Genomic DNA, 20,492 nt, shown 5'->3' with positions numbered 1-20,492 from the left:
CTGGCTTTCGCCAGGACGACACTATTGCGCCAGCGCCAGAATCCCGCCGGCGAATGAATGCCATGCCGCCGTTTCGCTGATCGGCCAGTTCAGTACCTTCACCGCCAGCATCGCGAGCGTGCCGGTGATGTAGACCGGGTGCACGCGGCCTTCGGTGCGCCAGTCGCGTACCATGGCGACGACGAGCAGCAGCGAAGCGACCATCGCGGGTGCGATGGTGACGGTCACCGGCGGCGGCCCGGGCGGTCCCGGAGGCGCGAGGAAAGTGAGAAACCAGCGCGCGATCGCGGCATCGAGGATGGAGACCCCGGCGAGCAGCATCAGGCGTTTGTGAATCTCCGGCTTTCGCGTGTTCATGATCGCGAGCACGAACACCATTGCAAAGAACGCAATCCCGCTCATCGGTACGATCGAGAAGGCGATGCCGGCCTGTTTCTGTCCGAGCGCCGCGGAATGCTGCATCACATGGACGGAGGCGAGGAAGCCGAAGATCGTCATCGCGGTCGCGAGCGAAACGCCGGCGATGCCGAGCGCACGGTGATTGACCACGCGGCCTGAGGCGGCGAGCCAGGTCTGGATCACGAAATAGAGAGACCAGGTGAAGAACAAGAGACCATGGAAATGAATGACGGGGCTTGCGGACAAGGTCCGTTGCGCGAGCGGCACAAAATAGGTCGGTGCGAAGCCGAGAAAGGCGGTGGCCGCGCAGGCCAGCGCCATGTGGAGATAGAAATATCGTGCGGGCGACGCATCTCGCGCGCGCACACGACGGTCGTCGATCAGGGTCGTCATGAGGGATGAGTCTGGAGAGGCGGCGTTTGGTTCAAAGCAAACCGTCCCTGCACCGTCGTCCCGAGGCGCGCACAGCGCGAGCCCGGGACCCATAATCACAGGGCGCGGTTTGGCGCGAAGCTGGTAACTCCGAATCTTCGCAAAACACTTGCTGCGGCGTATGGGTCCCGGATCTGCGCTTCGCTTGTCCGGGACGACAGCGGTGTTTGCGGATCTAACCCCCCGCGCTCAATTCCGCGCGATCAAGCTCCTCCTCGATTCTGTGAAACGCGTCGTCGCCGATCACCTCGGTGGCGCGGAGTTCGAAGATCGACTTGCGCGCGGCCGCGATGCCGCGGCGGCGCAGGGGATCGGCCGGCAGTTCGCCGTTGGTGATGCCGCCATGGGGATCGTCGTCGGCCTGCATCAGGATGGCGCGATATTCGAGCCGCAGGATTTCCGCTTCCTCCGACGGATCGTCCTCGATCGCGTCGAGCGCCGCGCGATAGGCGACGGCGCGGGCACGCGCGACCTCGATGCCGACGGGATCGTCGTCCTTGAGGCCGAACGCCAGGATCAGCGGCCGCAACGTCAGGCCCTGCACGACCAGCGTGCCGAGCACGACGGCAAACGCCGAGAAGACGATGAAGTCACGATGCGGAAAGCTCTCCGGCAGGGCAAAGGCGGTGGCGAGCGTAACCAAGCCGCGCATGCCGCACCAGGAGATGATGAGGCCGCCCTTGGCCGAGGCGACCTGCTTCGGATCCTTGGGGTGATAGATGCCGTGCGCCACCAGCGTGCGCAGCGTCGTGCGGTAGAACGTAATCCAGGCCAGCCGCACCAGGACCACGGTGAGCAGGATCCAGGCGGCCGCCACGCAATATTCCCAGCGCACGTCCGCATCGAGGCGCGTCCAGATCGGCCGCATCTGCATGCCGATCAGCATGAAGGCGAGCACGTTGAGCACGAACACCATGGTTTCCCACACCGCATAGGAAGGTACTCGCAGCCGCGCCGGCATGCGTGTCCCAGCCGTGCGGGCGATGGTGATGCCGTAGACTACTATGGTGAGGATGCCAGAGAGACCGAGATGCTCGGCGGCAATCCAGACCATGAAGGTCGTGGCGAATTGGATGATGATCGAGCTGGGGGCCTCCTTCACGCGTTCCATGAACAGCGGAATGATGCGGCCTGCGACCAGGCCCGCGACGACGCTGCCGACCAGGGCCAGCGCCATGGTCGGCGCGACCTGGCTCCATGCCAGATGCTCGGTTGCGATCGCTCCGACCGCGATGCGATAGATCAGGAGCGCGGTCGCGTCGTTGAGCAGGCTCTCGCCCTCCAGGACCTTCACCATGCGGTGAGGCAGCTTCACCTGGCTCAGGATCGCGACCGCAGCGGCCGCGTCCGGCGGGGCCACGATGGCGCCGAGCGCAACCGCGGCGGCCCAGGGCATGTCAGGCATCAGCCGGTGGGCGACGTAGGCCACAGCGGCCGTGGTCAGGCCGACGGCGGCGACGACCAGAGTGGAGACCGGAACCCAATTGTTGCGGAGATCGCGCAGCGAGGTGTCGAAGGCGGCATCGAGCAGGACCGGTGCGACAAAAAGAGCCAACGCCAGGTCGGGCTCCAGCGTCCAGGACGGGCTCGACGGCACAAACGCGATCAGCGCGCCCCCGATCGCGAGAAAGGTCGGATAGGGGACCTTGATCCGCCGCGCCAGCGCCGATAATCCAACGGCGCCGAGCAGAAGCACGATGATCCATTCGAATGTCGACACGTTGATCCCCGAAACCGATTTGAGCGGCGCCACAAGCTAGCACCAATCCGGCCGTATGATGGATAGTGCGGCCCCCAGGCAAGACCTCAACCCGGACCTTAACCCAAGATTTTCCGACTGTGACGAGCATGCGTTTTCTCATTCAATGGTCCGGCGCCGGGGTGCTCTTCGCGCTCTCGTTCGTCGTGGCTCATGCCGCGACCGGCGGCGAACCGGCCGCGGTCCCGCAGGTCGACATCGCGCCGTGCCTCGCGGCTGCCGCGGCCGACGACATCGACAAGGCCGCCACGGCCTGCGCCGCCGTGATCGACAACGAGAAGACGGCGAAAGGCGATCTGATCAAGGCGCTGATCGCGCGCGGCGGGCTTTATGCGCGGCACGACCAAGTCGACCGCGCGATCGCCGACGACAGCCGCGCTCTGGAGCTCGATTCCGGTCTCGCCGATATCTTCAACGCGCGGGGCGAGCTCTGGCTGAGGAAGGGCGACAAGCCCAAGGCGGTGCAGGATTTCGGCGCGGCATTGAAGATCGATCCGAACCACGAGCAGGCCAAGGCCAATCACAAGGCGATGGCGCGCGAGATCGAGCGGATCGGCGCGCAGATGGCGGTCGCGGGCAAGCCCAGCTTCATTTGCAAGGGTGCGCGCCGCCCCGTCGAGAAGGCGATCTGCGTCAACCGCGAGCTCGCTGATCTCGACCGTGAGGTCTTTGCCGCCAACGCGCGCGTGTTGCGCGAAGCCCGCAATGCAGGCGAAGCGAAGGCGCTTCAGCGCGAGCAGGACGATTTCATCGCCCGCCGCAACGCGGGGTTCGGCCGGCCGGGGTACGATTTGAAGAAGGCGATGCAGGAGCGGCTGCAGCGGCTGAACGGAGTGGACGGGTATTGAGGCTGCTCATCTCGCCCGTAAGAGCGGGTCGAAAAAGGGAAGGATCGGTGCGCCGCTGGCACGCCTCGATTTGAACCGATTCTTTGGCCGCCGCGACAATGGTGAAAGCCTGATGTCCCGGAGCTCTATGCCATGTGCGGCACGCATCCTTCCGCGCAAATGCTCTCGTTTGCAAAAATCTCGTTTCGCTCGCTCCTGCTCAGCGCGGCAATGAGCGTCGTCCTCGTCGCTCCTGCCTTGGCCGGCGTCGATTGCGTGATGGAGAGCAAAGCCGCTCCGGCTGAGCTGATCCCGGCCTGCAGCGCCACCATTGACCAGGCCTCAATTCCATCCTCCGATCGCGCCGCGGCGTTGCTGGTGCGCGCCGACGCCAATGCGCGGACCTCGGGCGGCCTCACGCAGGCGCTGCGGGACATCGACCGCGCCATTGCGCTCGATGGCAAGAACGCAAAAGCCTGGCGCCTGCGCGGCGATCTCCTCCGCGAGGCCGGCGGCGATCTCAACCGCGCCGCGGCGGACCTCAGCAAGGCCATCGAACTCAATCCGCAGGATTCGGAATCTTACGAGCTGCGCGGCGTGGTCTACACCAACCAGCGCCGGCTCGACCGCGCGCTTGCCGATTACGACCAGGCGATCAAGCTGAAGCCTGACAATGCACAGGCCTGGTCAGACCGCGGCGTGACCTATTATCTCGGCGGCGACAACGAGAACGCGATCCGCGATCTCAGCGAGGCGTTGCGGCTCGATCCGAATCGGCCGCGCAGCTACACCAATCGTGGCGCCGCCTACAAGAAGCTCGGCCAGCTCGAGAGGTCGGTTGCCGACGACGGCGAGGCGATCAGGCTCGATCCGAGGGTGCCCGAATATTACGACAATCGCGGGCTGTCCCTGGCCGCGATGGGCGAGTACGACAAGGCGATTGCCGATTACGATCAGGCGCTGCGGCTGGCACCGCGCCCGAACTTCTTCGCTGACCGCGGCGACTCCTACCACCTCAAGGGCGAGCTTGGCGCGGCGCTGAGCGATTACGAGGCCGCGCTGAAACTCGAGCCGAATTTCGCGCAGACCTACAATAACCGCGCCGTGCTCTACAAGAAGATGGGCGAGCGCAAGAAGGCGCTGGCCGACTACGAGACCGCGCTGCGGCTCGATCCCGGCAACGACAACGCTGCCGCCGGCCGCCGCGCCATGATCGCGGAGATCGTGAAATTCGGCGGCGAGCCGCTGCGGCCGCTCGCGGCGAATTCCGGCAAGGGCCCGTCGTTCGATTGTGCCACTGCGAAGCGCGAAGTCGAGAAGGTGATTTGTGCCGATCCGCAGCTGGGTGTGCTCGATCGCCAGATCGCCGAGACTTATGAGCGCGTGCTGAAATCGGCCGGGTCCCGCTCGGCCGGCGACCTCCGTCGCACCCAGCGCGACTTCCTCGCCACCCGCAATACGAGCTTCGGCCGCGCCGGCTATGATCTGAGCAAGGTCATGCAGGACCGCCTGCAGCGGCTGAACGCGATGGATAGCTGAGCACTGTTCTTTTCAGCTTGAACCGCGGCCCATTCCCGGGAAAATAGCCCTCAAACATGGCCGGTACTTGATCCCTGTCATGGCGGGGCGTTTGTCCTGCCACAAGGTCAAGGCCAGGCGAATAAAAGGGAACGGGAGCGCGGGAATGAACGTCCGAGGAAACGTCCAAGGAAACATCGACGGAAAGAGCCTCTATCACGAGGTTTATGCGCGCTCGCTGGCCGACCCTGAGGGCTTTTGGGCCGAGGCGGCCAAGGAGATCGACTGGATCGAGCCACCAAAAAAGATCTTCGATCCCTCGCAGGGCGTCTACGGCCGCTGGTTCAGCGGTGGCATTGTGAACACCTGCTACAACGCGCTCGACCGCCACGTCGAACGCGGCCGCGCCGACCAGATCGCGCTGATCCATGATTCGCCGCTGGCAAATAGCGTCACCAGATTCACCTACGCCGAACTGCTGGCCGAAGTGCAGGCGCTCGCCGCCATCATGCAGGACTTTGGTGTCGCCAAGGGCGATCGCGTCGTCCTCTATATGCCGATGGTCCCGGAGGCCGTCGTTGCGATGCTCGCCTGCGCGCGCATTGGCGCGGTGCACTCCGTGGTGTTCGGCGGCTTTGCCGCGAAAGAGCTCGCCACCCGCATCGACGATGCGCAGCCAAAGTTGATCCTGTCGGCGAGCTGCGGCGTCGAGCCCGGCCGCATCGTGCAGTACAAGCCGCTGCTCGACGAGGCGATCAGGCTTGCGGGCGCAAAGCCGAAGGCCTGCATCGTGCTGCAACGTCCGCAGCTCGTCTGCGCCCTCACGCCCGGCCGTGACTATGATTGGGCGGGCCTGCGCCGCAAGGCGATGAACGACGGCAAGCAGGCGCCTTGCGTGCCCGTCGCCGCCACCGATCCGCTCTACATCCTCTATACGTCAGGCACGACCGGCATTCCCAAGGGCGTCGTGCGGGACAATGGCGGCCATCTCGTCGCAGTGAAATGGTCCATGTTCAACCTCTATGGCGTCAAGCCGGGCGAGGTCTGGTGGTGCGGCTCCGACATCGGCTGGGTGGTCGGCCACAGTTACATCGTCTACGGCCCGCTGCTGCACGGCGCGACCTCGATCATGTATGAGGGGAAGCCGGTCGGCACGCCCGATGCAGGCGCGTTCTGGCGCGTGATCAGCGAGCACAAAGCTGTCGCCTTCTTCACTGCGCCGACCGCGTTCCGCGCGCTCCGGAAAGAAGATCCGGAAGGAAAATTCATCCGGCAGTACGACCTCTCGACGTTCCGCACGCTGTTCCTGGCCGGCGAGCGCGCCGATCCGCCGACGGTGGAATGGGCGGAGCAGCAGTTGAAAGTGCCTGTCATCGACCATTGGTGGCAGACCGAGACCGGCTGGTGCATCGCCGGCAATCCGGTTGGCTTAGGCCAGCTGCCGGTGAAGCACGGATCGCCGACGGTGCCGATGCCGGGCTACCAGGTCGACGTGGTCGACGAAGCGGCAAAGCCGGTCGGTCCGAACACCATGGGCTCGATCGTCATCAAGCTTCCGATGCCGCCGGGCTGCCTGCCGACACTGTGGAATCAGGACGAACGGTTTAAGGAAGCCTACCTCACCGAATTCCCCGGCTACTACAAAACATCGGATGCCGGCTACAAGGACGAGGACGGCTATGTCTTCGTCATGGGCCGCACCGACGACATCATCAACGTCGCCGGCCATCGGCTCTCCACCGGCGGCATGGAGGAGATCCTGGCTTCGCATCCCGATGTCGCCGAATGCGCCGTGCTCGGCGTCAAGGACGCGATCAAAGGTGAGGTACCCTGCGGCTTCCTGGTGCTCAAGGCGGGTGTGAAGCGGGCCCCCGCCGAGATCGAGAAGGAGATCATCGCGCTGGTGCGCGACAAGCTCGGTCCCGTTGCCGCGTTCAAGCTCGCCATCACCGTCGGGCGCCTGCCCAAGACGCGCTCCGGAAAGATCTTGCGCGGCACCATCAAGAAGATCGCAGATGGTGAAGCCTGGACCATGCCGGCGACGATTGAGGACCCCAAGGTGCTCGACGAGATCGGCGATGCGCTGAAGGGGCGGGTGTGAGGTTTGCAATGGGGCTTGAATAGGCCGCATTTTTCCGCTCAATCCTCATCCTGAGGAGCGCGCCTGGCGCGCGTCTCGAAGGATGAAAGGCCCCGCTGCTCCAGCTTGGCCTGCATGGTTCGAGACGCCCGCTGCGCGGGCTCCTCACCATGAGGATGAAGGGCCTGCCATGAATTCGAAGCCGTTCCTAGCGATTGCATTTGCGGGCCTCATTCTCTCCGCCTGCTCCGCGCGCTACCAGACGCCGGTGGCGATGGGCGGCGATGATGACGACGCGGTCTGCCAGAGCCGCGGCTATGCGGCCGGCTCGCCTGAATACGTGGCCTGCCGCAAGGACCGCGACGTCCAGCGCAGCGCCGCGACCACCCGCGCCGACCGCCGCCAGCGCGACCTCGGCGAATACATGCTGAACCATCCGGACCGGCCATGATGTAAGCCGTGGCATTATCCTGCCGCGACAGATCTGCAACGCCGCAGCCAAATCGCAATCGCACTTGTCCTGATTTGATCGGCATCAAATCCTTCACCACTGCCTTTCTGCTCTGACGCTGATGTCGCGCAACGAAGCGCGCAAATGGCTGAAGGGGAATGCAATGGACGGAATAATAAGAAACGTGGCGCGGCTCGCGGCGCTAGGTGCGGCGCTGGCGGGGGCTTTTGCCTCGGCACAGGCCGCCGATTTGCCGATCTACAAAAAAGCGCCGCCGCCGGTAGAAGCCTTCAATCCCTGGATGGTACGCTTGCGGGTGCTAGGCGTGTTGCCGGATGCGGGCGGCTCGACCGTCAATGTCGCCGGCGTTCCGTCACTGTCGTCGCCGAATTCGGGCCTCTCGATCAGCGACCAGGTCGTGCCTGAGCTCGACATCAGCTATTTCTTCACCAGGAACATCGCGGCCGAGCTGATCCTGGGCGTAACCCGGCATTCGATCAGCGGCACCGGCTCGCTCGCAAATCTGCCGATCGGCAAGACTACGCTGCTGCCGCCGACGCTGACCCTGCAATATCACTTCGACAATTTCGGCGCATTCAAGCCGTATATCGGTGCCGGCGTGAACTACACAATGTTCTTCAGCAACTCCGCCGCCAATACGCCGGCCGTCATCGCAGGTCCGCCCGCGATTGTCGCCACCACCACGAGCCTGCATGTCAGCAACGCCTTCGGTGGCGCGGTGCAGCTCGGCTTCGACTACATGCTCGATCGGCACTGGGGCCTCAACGTCGACGTCAAGAAGCTCTGGTTGCGGCCGGACTATTCGGCGACGGTCAGTGGGCTGCCGGTTACCGGCACTGCGCATATCGACCCGTGGCTGGTCGGCGGTGGTGTGACGTATAAGTTCTGAAGTTGTTGTTGCCTTAGGGAGGCACACTGTCGCCCTAACGTCGTCCTGGCGAATGCCAGGACCCATACCGCGGAATCTATCGACTGAGCGCGGTAGGAGAACCGAGCGACGAGTCTTCACCAAATTCCTCCTTGGGGTAATGGGTCCTGGCTTTCGCCAGGACGACGCCGGAGGGTATGCGTTGTCAGTCGTTTTGCAGATGCAAAATAAAAACGCGGCAGGTTTCCCTGCCGCGTTTTTGTTGGGTTCACGAATGAGGAGCGGAAGGATTACTCCTCCTCCTGGTCCTGCTTCTTGCCGCCGAGTGTCTTCAGCTTGGCGAACACGGCATCGACGTTGAGATCGTCGCTGGACCTCTCGGCGGGTTCGTACTCGTCCTTCTTGGTGGTTTCGGAGGCCGGCAGCAGGGTGGCGCCGCCATAGGCCGCGTCGATCGGCTTTTCCTTGGCCGCGCGCGCGACCTCGAAATCGAGCTCGATCTGCGAGCAGAGGCCGAGAGTGACGGGATCAATCGGCGTCAGCTGAGACGTGTTCCAGTGGGTGCGATCGCGGACACTGGCGATCGTGCTCTTGGTCGTGCCGACCAGGCGCATGATCTGGGCGTCCTTGAGCTCGGGATGGTTGCGCAGCAGCCAGAGGATGGCGCTCGGGCGTTCGTGGCGGCGCGAGACTGGGGTGTAGCGCGGGCCCTTGCGCTTGGGTTGCGGCGGCAGCACCACCTTACTCTCCTGGAGTCGGAGCCGGTAGTCCGGGTTGTTCTCGCCCTTCTCGATCTCCTCGCGGGTCAGCTGGCCGTTGGAGAGGGGATCCATGCCCTTGATGCCCTGGGCGGCGTCGCCATCGGCGATCGCGCGCACCTCGAGGGGGTGCATTTTGGTGAAATCGGCGACCTGATCGAAGGTCAGCGCGGTGTTGTCGAGCAGCCAGACGGCGGTCGCCTTGGGCATCAGAGGTGCGTTGCTCATGGCAAATCTCCTTTGTGCTTCGCCCACCCCTTTGGAGGCGAAACCGGTGGTCATCAGCGATGACTGGGAATTCGCGCTATATAAGCCCGGAGGGGGTAGCCACGCAATGGTTCTGCTATAGATAGTGCCTTGACAGCGCCCGAAAGGGGGCCCAATTCCCTCTGAAGTCCCTGTAAGACCGTACCCAAGCCCTATTCATTCATCGACCGCTTCCCGCCCATTTGGCGAGGTGATTCGGTCCCGAGATCGCTCAATGTCAGCCAAACCAGACCTCAAGATCGTGCTTTGTTCTCCCCGTGGCTTCTGCGCCGGGGTGGTCCGGGCGATCGATACCGTGGAACGGGCGCTCGATAAATACGGCGCCCCCGTCTATGTTCGCCATGAGATTGTGCATAACAAATACGTCGTCGATGGGTTGAAGAAGAAGGGCGCGATCTTCGTCGAGGAACTCGCCGAGATCCCGGAAAACACCACCGCGCCGGTGGTGTTCTCGGCCCATGGCGTGCCGAAATCGGTTCCGGCCGACGCCACGTCCCGCAATTTGTTCTCGCTGGATGCGACCTGCCCCCTGGTCACCAAGGTCCACCGCGAGGCCGCGATCCACTTCAAGCGCGGCCGCGAGATCTTCCTGATCGGCCATTCCCATCATCCCGAGGTGGTGGGCACGCTCGGCCAGCTCCCGACCGGCGCCGTGACCCTGATCGAGACCGCCGAGGACGCGAAGACCATCGCCCCGAAGGACCCGAACAACCTCGCCTTCGTGACCCAGACCACGCTGTCGATCGACGACACCGCGGAGATCGTGGCGCTCCTGAAGGAGCGCTTCCCGAACATCAACGGGCCGCACAAGGAAGACATCTGCTACGCCACCACCAACCGCCAGCTCGCGGTGAAGAAGGTGGCGCCGGTGGTCGACGCCCTGATCGTGGTCGGTGCGCCGAACTCGTCGAACTCGCAGCGCCTGCGCGAGGTCGCCGAACGCGAGGGTTGCCCGATCGCCGTGCTGGCGCAGCGCGCCACCGAAATCGACTGGAAGCGGTTCGAGAACATCACCAGCCTCGGCATCACCGCGGGGGCCTCGGCACCGGAAGTGATCGTCGAGGAGATCATGGACGCGTTCGCCGAGCGCTTCACGCTGCATGTGGAGACGGTCTCGGCCGCGGAAGAGAACGAGTTCTTCCCGCTGCCGCGTCAGGTGCGCCCCGAAGCCGCCGCCGAGTAGATCTTCATGGCGGTCTACACCGACGTTGCCGCCGACGAGCTTGCGGACTTCCTCAACCAATACGATCTCGGCGAGTTGCTCTCGTACAAGGGCATCGCCGAGGGCGTCGAAAATTCCAACTTCCTGCTGCATACGACCAAGGGATCGTTCATCCTCACGCTCTATGAGAAGCGCGTGGCGAAGAACGATCTGCCGTTCTTCCTCGCACTGATGGCGCATCTGGTCGAGCACGGCGTCAACTGCCCGCTGCCGGTGAAGGGAACGGACGGCGAGGCGTTGCGCGAGCTGTCGGGCCGGCCGGCCGCGATCATCACCTTTCTCGAGGGCGTCTGGCCGCGCAAGCCGAACGCGGCCCATTGCGCCGGCGTCGGCGAGGGGCTCGCCAGGATGCATCTGGCGAGCGCGAATTTCGCGATCAGGCGTGCGAACGCGCTGTCGGTCCCGGGCTGGCGGCCGCTGTTCGATGCCGCGTCACAGCGGGCCGACGAGGTGCAGCCCGGCCTGCGCGCGTTCCTGAGCCACGAGCTCGACTACCTCGAGAGCGGGATCTGGCCGACGCAGCTGCCTGAAGGCGTGATCCACGCCGACCTCTTCAACGACAACGTCTTCTTCCTCGGCGACAAGCTCTCCGGAATCATCGACTTCACTTTCGCCTGCAATGATATGCTGGCTTATGACGTCGCGATCTGTCTCAACGCCTGGTGCTTCGAACCGGATCATTCCTTCAACGTCACCAAGGCGCGGGCCTTCCTCAACGCCTATGGCCGTGTGCGAAAGCTGTCCGAGGCGGAAGAGGCAGCGCTGCCGCTGCTCGCGCGCGGCGCCGCGATGCGGTTCCTGCTGACGCGGCTGGTCGACTGGCTCAACGTTCCGCCCGGCGCGCTGGTTCGGCCGAAGGATCCGCTGGAATATGTCCGCAAGCTGCGCTTCCACCAGAGCGTTTCCAGCGTGCGCGACTACGGGCTGATGCCGTCGGGGCTGGTGGCGTGAGCGAGCTTCCGATTGTCACGATCTACACCGACGGCGCCTGCTCGGGAAATCCGGGGCCCGGCGGCTGGGGCGCGATCCTGAAGTTCGGCGACAAGGAAAAAGAACTGAACGGTGGTGAGCGCCACACCACCAACAACCAGATGGAATTGATGGCGGCGATCTCCGCGTTGGAAGCGCTGAAGAAGCCGTGCACGGTCGATCTCTATACCGACAGCCAATATGTCCGTCAGGGCATCACCGGCTGGATTCACGGCTGGAAGCGCAACGGCTGGCGCACCGCCGACAAGAAGCCGGTGAAGAATGTCGAGCTATGGCAGCGCCTCGATGCTGCGCTGAAGGCTCATGACGTGCGCTGGCACTGGGTCAAAGGCCACGCAGGGCATCCCGAGAACGAACGCGCCGATCAGCTCGCGCGGGACGGCATCGTGAAGGCGCGGTTGCAGGCGCGGGTGGCGGAGTAGCGCGGATCCGCGCTCCTTCCTCATGTTCCGCCGTCATCGCCCGGCTTGACCGGGCGATCCAGTACGCCGCGGCCTCTCGATTCAACAACAACTGTCTCTGGAATACTGGATGCACCGCTTTCGCGGGGCATGACAGTGTCGTTTGTGGCTGAAAGCGGTGGCCGCTTACAGCTGCCCGAGCAGCGTATCGCCGCCGGACACCTCGACCTTGCCGGGCATCGCCTCGAGGTTCAGCTTCTTGACCACGCCGTCCTCGACCAACATCGAATAGCGCTTGGAGCGGATGCCGAGACCGTTGCCGGAGGCGTCGAGCTCCATGCCGATCGCCTTGGCGAAGTCGGCATTGCCGTCGGCGAGGAAGATGGCCTCGTCGCGCTGGTCGGTGTCGCGCTTCCACGCGTTCATGACGAAGGCGTCGTTGACGGAGACGATGGCGATGGTGTCGACGCCCTTGTCCTTCATGGCGTAGGCGTTGAGGAAGATGCTCGGCAGATGCATCTTGTGGCAGGTGCCGGTATAGGCGCCGGGCACCGCGAATAGCGCCACTTTCTTGCCCTTGAAGATGTCGTCGGTGGTCTTCACCTGCGGGCCTTCGGCCGTCATCACGCGGAATTTCGCCTCGGGCAGCTTGTCGCCAGTCTGGATCGCCATCGTCAGTCTCCCTGAAAATCGGTCCCGCTTTTTAGACCGTGCGGCGGCGCTGCACAATGTTGCCGGTAGGGCAGGCGGTGAGGGCGGGACCCTTCACCATTATGTCATCAGCCGGCGAACCCGCCGCCGTCGAGGAAGGCCTGCTCGTCCGGGGTGGTGTCGCGGCCGAGCAGGCGGTTGCGGTGGGGGAAGCGGCCAAACCGCCGGATGATGTCGGCGTGCTCACGCGCGTATTTCAGGTTTTCGGTATTCTCGGTGTTTTGAAACAGCGCGACGCAGTGCAATTGGTCGGGCAGGTGCTCGGAATGCATGAAGGGCAAATAGAGGAATTCGAGCAGGACCGGATCGATCCTTTGATCTGCACCCCGCGCAATGGCGCGGCGGGCGACGTCGCGCGCGAGCGCGTCGCTGGCAAAGGCCTGCGCCGTGCCCCGGAACATGTTGCGCGGAAACTGGTCGAGCACGATGACGAGCGCGAGTGCGCCCTCGTCGGTCTCCTCCCACGACGAGAGCTCGCCGGCGACCGCCTTCTGCCACAGCGCGAGAAAGCGGCGCCTGACCTCCGCGTCGAATGCGTCGTCGCGCTCGTACCAGGCATCGCGGCCGGCCTCGCGCCAGAAGGCGAGGATGCCGGCCGGACTGATGATGCTGTCGTCGGTCATGAACGAAAGAGGCGCTTACGCCGCCTCCGCCTTCTTCTCGTCGCGCAGCTGCCGGCGCAGGATCTTGCCGACATTGGTCTTCGGCAGGTCGGTGCGGAATTCGATGTGCTTGGGCACCTTGTAGCCCGTCAACTGCTCCTGGCAGAATTTGACCAAGGCCTCCGCCGTGAGGTTCGGGTCCTTCTTGACCACGAACGCCTTCACCGCCTCTCCCGACTTGGAATCGGGAATGCCGATGACGGCGCATTCGAGCACCCCCGGGTTGCTCGCGATCACTTCCTCGATCTCGTTCGGATAGACGTTGAAGCCGGAGACCAGGATCATGTCCTTCTTGCGGTCGACGATCTTGGTGTAGCCTTTCTCGTCCATGATGCCGATGTCGCCGGTGCGGAAATAGCCGTCTGCGGTCATCACCTTGGCGGTCTCCTCCGGCCTGTTCCAATAGCCCGACATCACCTGCGGACCCTTGGCGCAGATCTCGCCGGGCTGGCCGAGCGGCATCTCGTTGCCGTCGTCGTCGCGGATCGAGATCCAGGTCGAGGGCACGGGGATGCCGATGGTGCCGTTGAACTCGGGATCGGTCGTGGTGTTGCAGGTCAGCGTCGGAGACGTCTCCGACAGGCCGTAGCCTTCGGCGATGGAGCAGCCCGTGATCGCCTTCCACTGCTCGGCGACGGGGCGCTGCACCGCCATGCCGCCACCATTCGAGATCTTCAGCTTGGAGAAATCGAGCTTCTTGAAGTCGGGATGATGCATCAGGCCGTTGTAGAGCGTGTTCACGGCCGGGAAGTTGTTGACCTGGTACTTCGCCAATTCCTTGATGAAGCCCGGGATGTCCCGCGGGTTGGGGATCAGGAGATTGCAGCCGCCGGCGCGCACCGCGAGCAGATAGCAGGCCGTCAGCGCGAAGATGTGATAGAGCGGCAGCGCGCAGACGACCATGAGTTGATCGACATGCGGCGGCGCGGCCATCGCCGGCTGCAGCCAGGCGTCGTTCTGCAGGACGTTGGCGACGATGTTACGATGAAGCAAGGTGGCACCCTTGGACACGCCGGTGGTGCCGCCGGTATATTGCAGGAAGGCGACGTCGCCGGGCGACAGCTTCGGCTTGTTGAATGCCAGAGAGCGGCCGGCGGAGATCGCGTCGTTGAAGGACACCGCGCCTGGCAGCGACCAGGCCGGCACCATCTTCTTGACGCGGCGGACGACCAGATTGACGATCACGCCCTTGAAGCCGAGCAGGTCGCCCATGCTGCCGACGATGACGTGCTTGACTTGCGTCTTCGCGATCACCTGCTCGACGGTGTGGGCGAAATTCTCCAGCACGATGATGGCTTCGGCGCCGGAATCCTTGAGCTGGTGCTCGAGCTCGCGCGGCGTGTAGAGCGGATTGACATTGACCACCGCGAAACCGGCGCGCAGTACGGCTGCGGTCGCGACCGGATATTGCAGCACATTCGGCATCATGATCGCGACGCGGGCGCCGCGTTGCAGGCCTCGCCCTTGCAGGTAGGACGCCATCGCCAGCGACATCTGGTCGAGGTCGCGATAGCTGATCGACTTGTCCATGCAGATGAACGCCTTGCGGTCGGCGAACTTGGCGAAGCTCTCCTCCAGGAGGTCGACCAGCGATGAATATTGCGTCGGCTCGATATCGGCGGGGACGCCGGGCGGATATTGCTTAAGCCAGATGCGCTCCATGGAAACTCCCCTCATTGACCAGAGCCCGTTGTGTCTCGGGCTTGCCTCATTGCCGTCAGTATCGAGCCTGCCGGAACGGGTGGCAAGCGGTCGAGGCTTAGGATAAACGCCAGGGAGTGGCTACCGGAATCCTCGCAAACGGCGCTGCCGCAAGTGCGAAGTGCGGCGCGGTCTCGTCTCGCGTCGGCCGTTAACTGTTGTTGGCCGGCTTGGCGGGCTTGGTCGCGGCCTTGGGCTTGGCGGGCTTGGTTGCCTCGCCGCTCACCGCAGGCTTTGCCACCGCATCGGGCTTGGCTGCGGCATGCTTGGTGCCGGCCGGCTTGACTGCGGACTTGCCGTCGGCCGGCTTGGCGGCCGCCACCGGCTTGGCATCGGGCTTCGCCGCCGCCGTCTTGGCATCCTTCGGCTTGTCTGCTGGCTTGTCTGCCGCGTCGGGCTTTTTGGCGACGCGCGACTTCTTGCCACGCGGCTTTGGCGTGGCCTGCTGGTCGGCATCGGCCGCGACCGCCGCGATCAGGGCGGTCCCGGTGCGGGTCGGACCGGTATACACCAGCACGGGCTCGGCCGCCGCCGGGGCCGAGGCCATCAGCTCGGAGGCCTTCATCAGGGGCGGCTGAAGCCCGGCCGTGAAGAAGGTGACCTGGGCTTCGCCGCCCGTGGCCGAGGCGGACCCGGACGTGCCGCCATTGGTCGCGATCAGCGCGTCGTCATCGTCGCTGGCCGGCCGCTTGCGATGGCCGCCGCACATGTCGTCACGCAGGTTCGGCGGCGAGGCGTCGACCGGCACCAGCTTGTCGACCGTGCCGAGCGAGGGGCGGAGCCAGGTGAGATTGTCTTGCGAGAAGCCGCGCTCCAGCAGCTGCGCTGCCTTCACCGCGCGCGCGGTCCCGGAGTTGGCGCCCAGCACGACGGCGATCAGCCGGCGGCCGTTGCGGGTGGCCGATGCGACGAGGTTGTAGCCGGAGGCGCAGATGAAGCCGGTCTTGAAACCGTCGGCGCCGGGATAGCGGCCGATCAGCTTGTTGAAATTGCCGGTGACACGCTTGCCGAAGCGGATAGCCGGAATGTGCACGAAATACTCGTACTCGGGCAGGTCGCGCAGGAACGAGCGCGCGAGAATGCCGAGATCCCGCGCGGAGGTGATCTGTCCGTCGGCGGGCAGGCCGTTCGGATTGACGTAGCTCGTCTGCGTCATGCCGAGCTTCTGCGCGGTGTCGTTCATCAGCGCCGAGAAGCCGTCGATCGAACCGCCGACGCCTTCGGCGAGCACGACGGCCATGTCATTCGCCGATTTCACCATCATCATCTTGAGTGCGTTGTCGACGGTAAGCTGCGTTCCCGGTCGAAACCCCATCTTCGAGGGCGACTGCGAAGCTGCCGTCGGCGACACCGTGAGCAGTGTGTCGAGTGTGAGCTTGCCGTCCTTGACCGCCTTCAGCGTCACATAGGCGGTCATGATCTTGGTGACGGAAGCCGGATACCAGGGAATGGTCGCGTTTTCCGCCTGCAGCACCTTGCCGCTATCGGCCTCGATCAGGAGCAGCGCTTCGGCGCTCGCCGCGCGCGGCACGAGCAATGCGCCGCATGCGAGTGCCGCGGCGAGCAGGTTGAACAAGGATTGACGAAGCAGCGGGCGAAGAGCGTGCACTATCCGATTCCGGTCCTTGGAGACCCGCCGGTTCCGGTCGGCTCTCGTGATCTGATGTTCGGTTCTGAAATCCAGCGCCGCCGCTTGCGGCGCCGCAAACCTATACCGGCTGGTGCGTCGGGAATAGGGGCATCAGCGGGGTATTCCGCAATGAAATGGGCCGAATTTCGACGATACGATGGGGACTTGCCAAGGCTTGCTAAGGCGATTTGGCGGCAGTCGCAGCAGCCTCAGCCGCTGTCACGCTGGCCCGTGCGCTCTCCTGAACCATGAACTGGGCCCTGGCGAGGTCGGCGAAATGGCCGCCTTTGGCCACGAGTTCATCAAAAGTTCCGCTTTCGATCACACGCCCGTTCTCGAATACCAGGATGCGCGTGGCATTGCGGATGGTGGAGAGACGGTGGGCGATCACGAAGGTGGTGCGGCCCTTCATCACTTCGTCGAGAGCGGTATTTACCTTCGCCTCGGTGACGGCGTCGAGTGCGCTGGTCGCCTCGTCCAGGATCAGGATCGGCGGATCCTTCAGCAGTGCACGGGCGATCGACAGCCGCTGGCGCTCGCCGCCGGACAGCATGCGGCCGCGCTCGCCGGCATTGGTCTCGAAGCCGCCGCTGCGCTCGATGAATTCGAGCGCCTGCGCACGCTCCGCCGCCTTGCGCATCTCGGCCTCGGTGGCATCAGGCTTGCCGACGCGCAAATTCTCCGCGATCGAGCGGTTGAACAGCAGCGCCTCCTGAAAGACCACGCCGATGTTCCGCCGCAGCGATGTCAGCGTCACCCCGCGCACGTCCATGCCGTCGATCCTGATGAAGCCGGACTGCGGATCGAAGGCGCGATGCAACAGCGCAATCGCGGTGGATTTTCCGGCGCCGGTCGCGCCGACCAGCGCGATGGTCTGGCCGGGAAGCGCGGTGAAGGAGAGATCCTCGACCGCCGGCCGCTTGCCGTCATAGGAGAAGGTGACGTCGTTGAATTCGACGAGGCCGGAGAGCCGACCCGCATCGATCGCGTCGTGCCGGTCGTGCACCGCAGGCACCGCATCGAGCACGTTGAAGAACTCGCGCAGGCGCGGGGCTTCCATGAACACGTTGTTGATGAAGCTCACGACCTGCTCCAGCTTCTGGATCAGAAGCGTCGCGAAGCTCACGAACATCACGATCTCGCCGACCGAGGTCAGCCCCTGGTCGTGCAGCGCGATGCCGAAAGCGAAGATCGCGAGCACCGTGATCGTGGTGGAGGCGCGCGTGATGACGGTGACGAGCGCCCACCACGACAGCACCGGCATCTGGGCTGCAAGCAATTGGTCGGCAACGGAGCGCAAACCCTGTACCTCGGATTCGACGCGGACGAAGCTCTGCACCAGCGCGACATTGCCGAGCGCATCCGAAGCGCGTGCGGAGAGCTCGCTGTATTGCTCTTCGACGTCCATCTGCATGCCGAATGTCTTGCGCACCACGAAGGTGGTCAGCGCGGTGAAGACGATGCAGAGCACGAACAGCAGGATTGCAAGCCGCCAGTTGAGGTAGAGCGACAGCGGCAGCAGCACCACGACTGAGAGGATCGCAGCAAAATGCTCGCGGAAGAAGCCCAGCCACAGCCGCCACAGCGCATCGGTGCCGTTGAGCATGACCTTCATCAGCCGGCCCGAATGGGTGCCGGAGTGGAAGGTCAGCGGCAGTTGCAGGATGTGCTCGAAATAATCCGTCAGGACCGCTTGCCGCTGCCGGTGGGAGAGCCGGTCGGCCTGCAACGCCACGAGCGCGCTGCAGGCGATGGTGAACAGTCCGAACGCAACCCATGCAACCAGGAACGGCCAGGCCGAGTTGGAGCCTGCGACCGTCTTGCCGGAGAGCACGTCGACGATCCGGCCGAACAGCACCGGCTCGGCGAATTGCGAACCCGCAAGCAGGAGATTGACGATCGCGAGCAGCCAGCCCAGCCGTGCCTCCTTGCCGAGCAGCTCGAGAACACGGGTGTAGAGGCGGAGAATGGGCATGGGCGAGGAGCTCGGGCGGCTGGAGTGAGCCCATACTCTAATCAGGGATCGGCTGCGAGATATAGCGGAAGCTGTCGGTTTTGCTCAGTTGATCAACCGCCCTGCGAGCGGCGGCAGGAAGCCGCCGTCGAAGATATCGTCCGCCGCCGGCCGTTTGCGGAATTTGAAATCCTGCCCGATCTGGTCGATCGCGCGATCCATGCGCGCCGGGTCGATGTCGCCGAGGCCGTTGCGACGGACCTCGTCGGTCAGGATGTTGTCGACGAGGACGGTGCGCAGGCGCTCCAGCTCAAGATCGCGGTCGCCGTCCTCAATGCGGCTCGCGGCCTCGTCCGCCGCGCGCGCCGGGTCCTTGACGGTCGCGTTGATGCCGGCAATCAATGCGCGGACGAATCCCTTCACGCTGTCCGGCCTGGACGCGGCGAAAGCCGGGTTGACCACGACGGCAAAGCCATAGGCCTCGCAACCATAATCGGCATAGCGAAGCGCGACGAGATCGCCGCCTGGCACGCCGCGGTCGCGCAGGTTCACTGCCGAGAGATAGCTGAAGCCGGCGACGGCATCGACCTGTCCCGCGGAGAGGATCGGCTCGCGCACCGCGGCGCTGATCTTGTGGAATTTCACGTGAGCCGTGTCGATGCCGTTCTGCTGCGCCAGCGCCGGCCACAGCCGCATCGACAGATCGCTATCCGCGACGCCGACGGTCTTGCCGTCCAGGTCGGGCATGAGGTGGATGCCACGGCTCCTGCGGGCGACGATCGCGTAGGGCGCGCGGTTGAACAGCACGAACACCGACTTGACCGGTGCCGGATCCTTGTCGCGGAAGCGGATCAGCTCGTTGATGTCGACGAGCGCGAACTCGCTATCGCCCTTGGCGACGCGCGCAAGCGCCGCCGGCGATCCGGCCGCGCTGCTGAAGGAGACGTTGAGACGTTCGGCGCTAAAGCTGCCGTCCTTTGCGGCAAGAAAAAACGGCGCCATGCTCGCATCGATCGGGCGGTCGAAGGTGAAGTGGATTGCAATGGAGGGCGCGACGGTCTCGGCCGCGGTAGCATCGCGCGCAGTCAGCGCCGCAAGCAAGATTGCAAGGGCCGGTAGGCAACGAAGGGCAGTGGTCCTGAATCCGAACATCAGTGGCGCCGGTCCCGCATTGTGGTTCGTGACGCTCGCAGCGCCGGCGGGCGTAGCAGTCTGTTTGCGCCAATATGAACGGCGGATGAGCGGCGGTTGCGTCACGATCACGCAACTCCGTTCAGCTTGTGTTGGGGTTGGGGAACCCAACATGGGATGCAGGTGTTTGAGAGACACGAGCCTGTCATCAGGCACCATTCGAGGTCCCAAGGAGGGTCCAGGACATGTTTGACAGATTTTCAGGATTTGCCGGCCGTAAGGCCCTTCTCGCTACCGCCGCGGTGCTGGCGCTGACCGCAATGACCCCGACCGCTTCATACGCGGGCGGCCGCCATTGGCATGGTGGCGGCGGCGCGGCCTTTGCCGGCGCGGCCATTGCCGGTGCTATCGGCACCGGCCTCGCAATCGCCGCGACCCGCAATGCCTACGCCTATGACGACGGCCCTTATTATGGCGGTCCCGCCTATTACAGCGGCCCTGCCTATTACGGTGATGGCCCGTATTACGGACCCGGCCCGAACTACCAGTATCAGCGCTACGGCGGCACCGCTCCGTCGGAGCTTTGCGGCCAAGGCTACCACACCAACTGCTACTAGGTTTGGCCGCAAAAGGTTGACCACAAACGGGCCGTCGTGCTTGCCGCGGCGGCCCATTTTGGGCTTTTACTATCGCGCGTTAACGCGCTCGCC

18 protein-coding genes are annotated in these 20,492 nt (G+C 64.4%); 9 read left to right on the top strand and 9 right to left on the bottom strand.

All coding sequences use genetic code 11. The annotated features are described in order from the left end of the window. Positions 1-21: 21 nt before the first annotated feature. Both ABIB80_RS01030 and ABIB80_RS01025 read right to left on the bottom strand, forming a co-directional pair. Positions 22-792: a hypothetical protein gene (locus ABIB80_RS01030; RefSeq protein ID WP_354126874.1), complete on the bottom strand. Its 771-nt coding sequence runs from the start codon at positions 790-792 to the stop codon at positions 22-24. 214 nt (positions 793-1,006) lie between these two features. Continuing rightward, positions 1,007-2,584, bottom strand: coding sequence for a cation:proton antiporter (locus tag ABIB80_RS01025; RefSeq protein WP_088941041.1), 1,578 nt, complete (start codon positions 2,582-2,584; stop codon positions 1,007-1,009). A 95-nt stretch (positions 2,585-2,679) separates the two neighbouring features. On the opposite strand from ABIB80_RS01025, the gene ABIB80_RS01020 reads away from it, so the two are divergent. The 5 genes from ABIB80_RS01020 to ABIB80_RS01000 all read left to right on the top strand — a co-directional run bounded on the left by ABIB80_RS01020 (position 2,680) and on the right by ABIB80_RS01000 (position 8,376). After that, positions 2,680-3,438, top strand: a complete 759-nt coding sequence (locus ABIB80_RS01020; protein ID WP_007597512.1) for a tetratricopeptide repeat protein — start codon at positions 2,680-2,682, stop codon at positions 3,436-3,438. Between the two features lie 132 nt (positions 3,439-3,570). Continuing rightward, the gene (locus tag ABIB80_RS01015; protein ID WP_354126873.1) at positions 3,571-4,956 is read left to right on the top strand and encodes a tetratricopeptide repeat protein; all 1,386 of its coding nucleotides are present in this window, start codon (positions 3,571-3,573) and stop codon (positions 4,954-4,956) included. Between the two features lie 145 nt (positions 4,957-5,101). Beyond that, positions 5,102-7,036, top strand: a complete 1,935-nt coding sequence (locus ABIB80_RS01010) for a propionyl-CoA synthetase (RefSeq protein ID WP_354126871.1) — start codon at positions 5,102-5,104, stop codon at positions 7,034-7,036. 169 nt (positions 7,037-7,205) lie between these two features. Continuing rightward, positions 7,206-7,466: a hypothetical protein gene (locus tag ABIB80_RS01005; protein WP_007597509.1), complete on the top strand. Its 261-nt coding sequence runs from the start codon at positions 7,206-7,208 to the stop codon at positions 7,464-7,466. Positions 7,467-7,629: 163 nt separating this feature from the next. Further along, on the top strand, positions 7,630-8,376 hold the full coding sequence (locus ABIB80_RS01000) for an OmpW/AlkL family protein (protein WP_354126870.1): 747 nt from the start codon (positions 7,630-7,632) through the stop codon (positions 8,374-8,376). A gap of 269 nt (positions 8,377-8,645) precedes the next feature. Here ABIB80_RS01000 and ABIB80_RS00995 read toward each other — a convergent pair whose 3' ends face one another. Then, complete coding sequence (locus ABIB80_RS00995) at positions 8,646-9,341, bottom strand: DUF1013 domain-containing protein (protein WP_007597507.1); 696 nt, start codon at positions 9,339-9,341, stop codon at positions 8,646-8,648. A gap of 253 nt (positions 9,342-9,594) precedes the next feature. Here ABIB80_RS00995 and ispH point away from each other — a divergent pair, with 253 nt between their 5' ends. From ispH to rnhA, 3 genes are read left to right on the top strand one after another with little or no spacing between them, the layout of a single operon-like run. After that, the gene (ispH, locus tag ABIB80_RS00990; RefSeq protein ID WP_007597506.1) at positions 9,595-10,563 is read left to right on the top strand and encodes a 4-hydroxy-3-methylbut-2-enyl diphosphate reductase; all 969 of its coding nucleotides are present in this window, start codon (positions 9,595-9,597) and stop codon (positions 10,561-10,563) included. Between the two features lie 6 nt (positions 10,564-10,569). Then, on the top strand, positions 10,570-11,553 hold the full coding sequence (locus ABIB80_RS00985) for a homoserine kinase (RefSeq protein WP_354126869.1): 984 nt from the start codon (positions 10,570-10,572) through the stop codon (positions 11,551-11,553). Continuing rightward, complete coding sequence (gene rnhA, locus ABIB80_RS00980) at positions 11,550-12,014, top strand: ribonuclease HI (protein WP_007597503.1); 465 nt, start codon at positions 11,550-11,552, stop codon at positions 12,012-12,014. The genes ABIB80_RS00985 and rnhA overlap by 4 nt, the downstream gene beginning before the upstream one ends. A gap of 165 nt (positions 12,015-12,179) precedes the next feature. Here the strand turns inward: rnhA and ABIB80_RS00975 are convergent, their stop codons facing one another. The 6 genes from ABIB80_RS00975 to ABIB80_RS00950 all read right to left on the bottom strand — a co-directional run bounded on the left by ABIB80_RS00975 (position 12,180) and on the right by ABIB80_RS00950 (position 19,803). Continuing rightward, positions 12,180-12,665, bottom strand: coding sequence for a peroxiredoxin (locus ABIB80_RS00975; RefSeq protein WP_007597501.1), 486 nt, complete (start codon positions 12,663-12,665; stop codon positions 12,180-12,182). Between the two features lie 107 nt (positions 12,666-12,772). Next, a complete protein-coding gene (locus ABIB80_RS00970) occupies positions 12,773-13,327 on the bottom strand; it encodes a DUF924 family protein (protein WP_354126868.1) in 555 nt (184 codons plus the stop codon). A gap of 15 nt (positions 13,328-13,342) precedes the next feature. Beyond that, positions 13,343-15,028 carry a long-chain fatty acid--CoA ligase gene (locus ABIB80_RS00965; protein WP_219680612.1) on the bottom strand — a complete coding sequence of 562 codons (1,686 nt, stop codon included), beginning with the start codon at positions 15,026-15,028 and terminating at the stop codon, positions 13,343-13,345. Positions 15,029-15,218: 190 nt separating this feature from the next. Continuing rightward, positions 15,219-16,676: a D-alanyl-D-alanine carboxypeptidase family protein gene (locus ABIB80_RS00960; RefSeq protein ID WP_354126867.1), complete on the bottom strand. Its 1,458-nt coding sequence runs from the start codon at positions 16,674-16,676 to the stop codon at positions 15,219-15,221. Between the two features lie 199 nt (positions 16,677-16,875). Beyond that, positions 16,876-18,672 (bottom strand): glucan ABC transporter ATP-binding protein/ permease, encoded by a 1,797-nt coding sequence (locus ABIB80_RS00955; RefSeq protein ID WP_354126866.1) that lies wholly within the window; start codon positions 18,670-18,672, stop codon positions 16,876-16,878. Positions 18,673-18,756: 84 nt separating this feature from the next. Beyond that, positions 18,757-19,803 (bottom strand): ABC transporter substrate-binding protein, encoded by a 1,047-nt coding sequence (locus tag ABIB80_RS00950; protein WP_354126865.1) that lies wholly within the window; start codon positions 19,801-19,803, stop codon positions 18,757-18,759. A gap of 224 nt (positions 19,804-20,027) precedes the next feature. Between ABIB80_RS00950 and ABIB80_RS00945 the strand changes: the two genes are divergently transcribed. Further along, on the top strand, positions 20,028-20,399 hold the full coding sequence (locus ABIB80_RS00945; RefSeq protein WP_007597488.1) for a hypothetical protein: 372 nt from the start codon (positions 20,028-20,030) through the stop codon (positions 20,397-20,399). Positions 20,400-20,492 lie beyond the last annotated feature (93 nt).

The sequence above is a fragment of the Bradyrhizobium sp. i1.15.2 genome, from assembly GCF_040548425.1.
GTDB classification, from domain to species: Bacteria; Pseudomonadota; Alphaproteobacteria; order Rhizobiales; family Xanthobacteraceae; genus Bradyrhizobium; species Bradyrhizobium canariense.
Note: the sequence above shows the minus strand (reverse complement) of the source record. Positions and strands in the feature narration are given on the sequence as shown.

Excerpts from the sequence above, each read along its gene's own strand:
- ABIB80_RS00995 (WP_007597507.1), bottom strand. The coding sequence starts at position 9,341 with ATGAGCAACGCACCTCTGATGCCCAAGGCGACCGCCGTCTGGCTGCTC.
- ABIB80_RS00970 (WP_354126868.1), bottom strand. The coding sequence starts at position 13,327 with ATGACCGACGACAGCATCATCAGTCCGGCCGGCATCCTCGCCTTCTGG.
- ABIB80_RS01015 (WP_354126873.1), top strand. The coding sequence starts at position 3,571 with ATGTGCGGCACGCATCCTTCCGCGCAAATGCTCTCGTTTGCAAAAATC.
- ispH (WP_007597506.1), top strand. The coding sequence starts at position 9,595 with ATGTCAGCCAAACCAGACCTCAAGATCGTGCTTTGTTCTCCCCGTGGC.
- ABIB80_RS01030 (WP_354126874.1), bottom strand. The coding sequence starts at position 792 with ATGACGACCCTGATCGACGACCGTCGTGTGCGCGCGCGAGATGCGTCG.
- ABIB80_RS00950 (WP_354126865.1), bottom strand. The coding sequence starts at position 19,803 with ATGTTCGGATTCAGGACCACTGCCCTTCGTTGCCTACCGGCCCTTGCA.
- ABIB80_RS01000 (WP_354126870.1), top strand. The coding sequence starts at position 7,630 with ATGGACGGAATAATAAGAAACGTGGCGCGGCTCGCGGCGCTAGGTGCG.
- ABIB80_RS00985 (WP_354126869.1), top strand. The coding sequence starts at position 10,570 with ATGGCGGTCTACACCGACGTTGCCGCCGACGAGCTTGCGGACTTCCTC.
- ABIB80_RS00955 (WP_354126866.1), bottom strand. The coding sequence starts at position 18,672 with ATGCCCATTCTCCGCCTCTACACCCGTGTTCTCGAGCTGCTCGGCAAG.
- ABIB80_RS01005 (WP_007597509.1), top strand. The coding sequence starts at position 7,206 with ATGAATTCGAAGCCGTTCCTAGCGATTGCATTTGCGGGCCTCATTCTC.
- ABIB80_RS00945 (WP_007597488.1), top strand. The coding sequence starts at position 20,028 with ATGTTTGACAGATTTTCAGGATTTGCCGGCCGTAAGGCCCTTCTCGCT.
- ABIB80_RS00975 (WP_007597501.1), bottom strand. The coding sequence starts at position 12,665 with ATGGCGATCCAGACTGGCGACAAGCTGCCCGAGGCGAAATTCCGCGTG.
- ABIB80_RS01010 (WP_354126871.1), top strand. The coding sequence starts at position 5,102 with ATGAACGTCCGAGGAAACGTCCAAGGAAACATCGACGGAAAGAGCCTC.
- ABIB80_RS00965 (WP_219680612.1), bottom strand. The coding sequence starts at position 15,028 with ATGGAGCGCATCTGGCTTAAGCAATATCCGCCCGGCGTCCCCGCCGAT.
- ABIB80_RS01020 (WP_007597512.1), top strand. The coding sequence starts at position 2,680 with ATGCGTTTTCTCATTCAATGGTCCGGCGCCGGGGTGCTCTTCGCGCTC.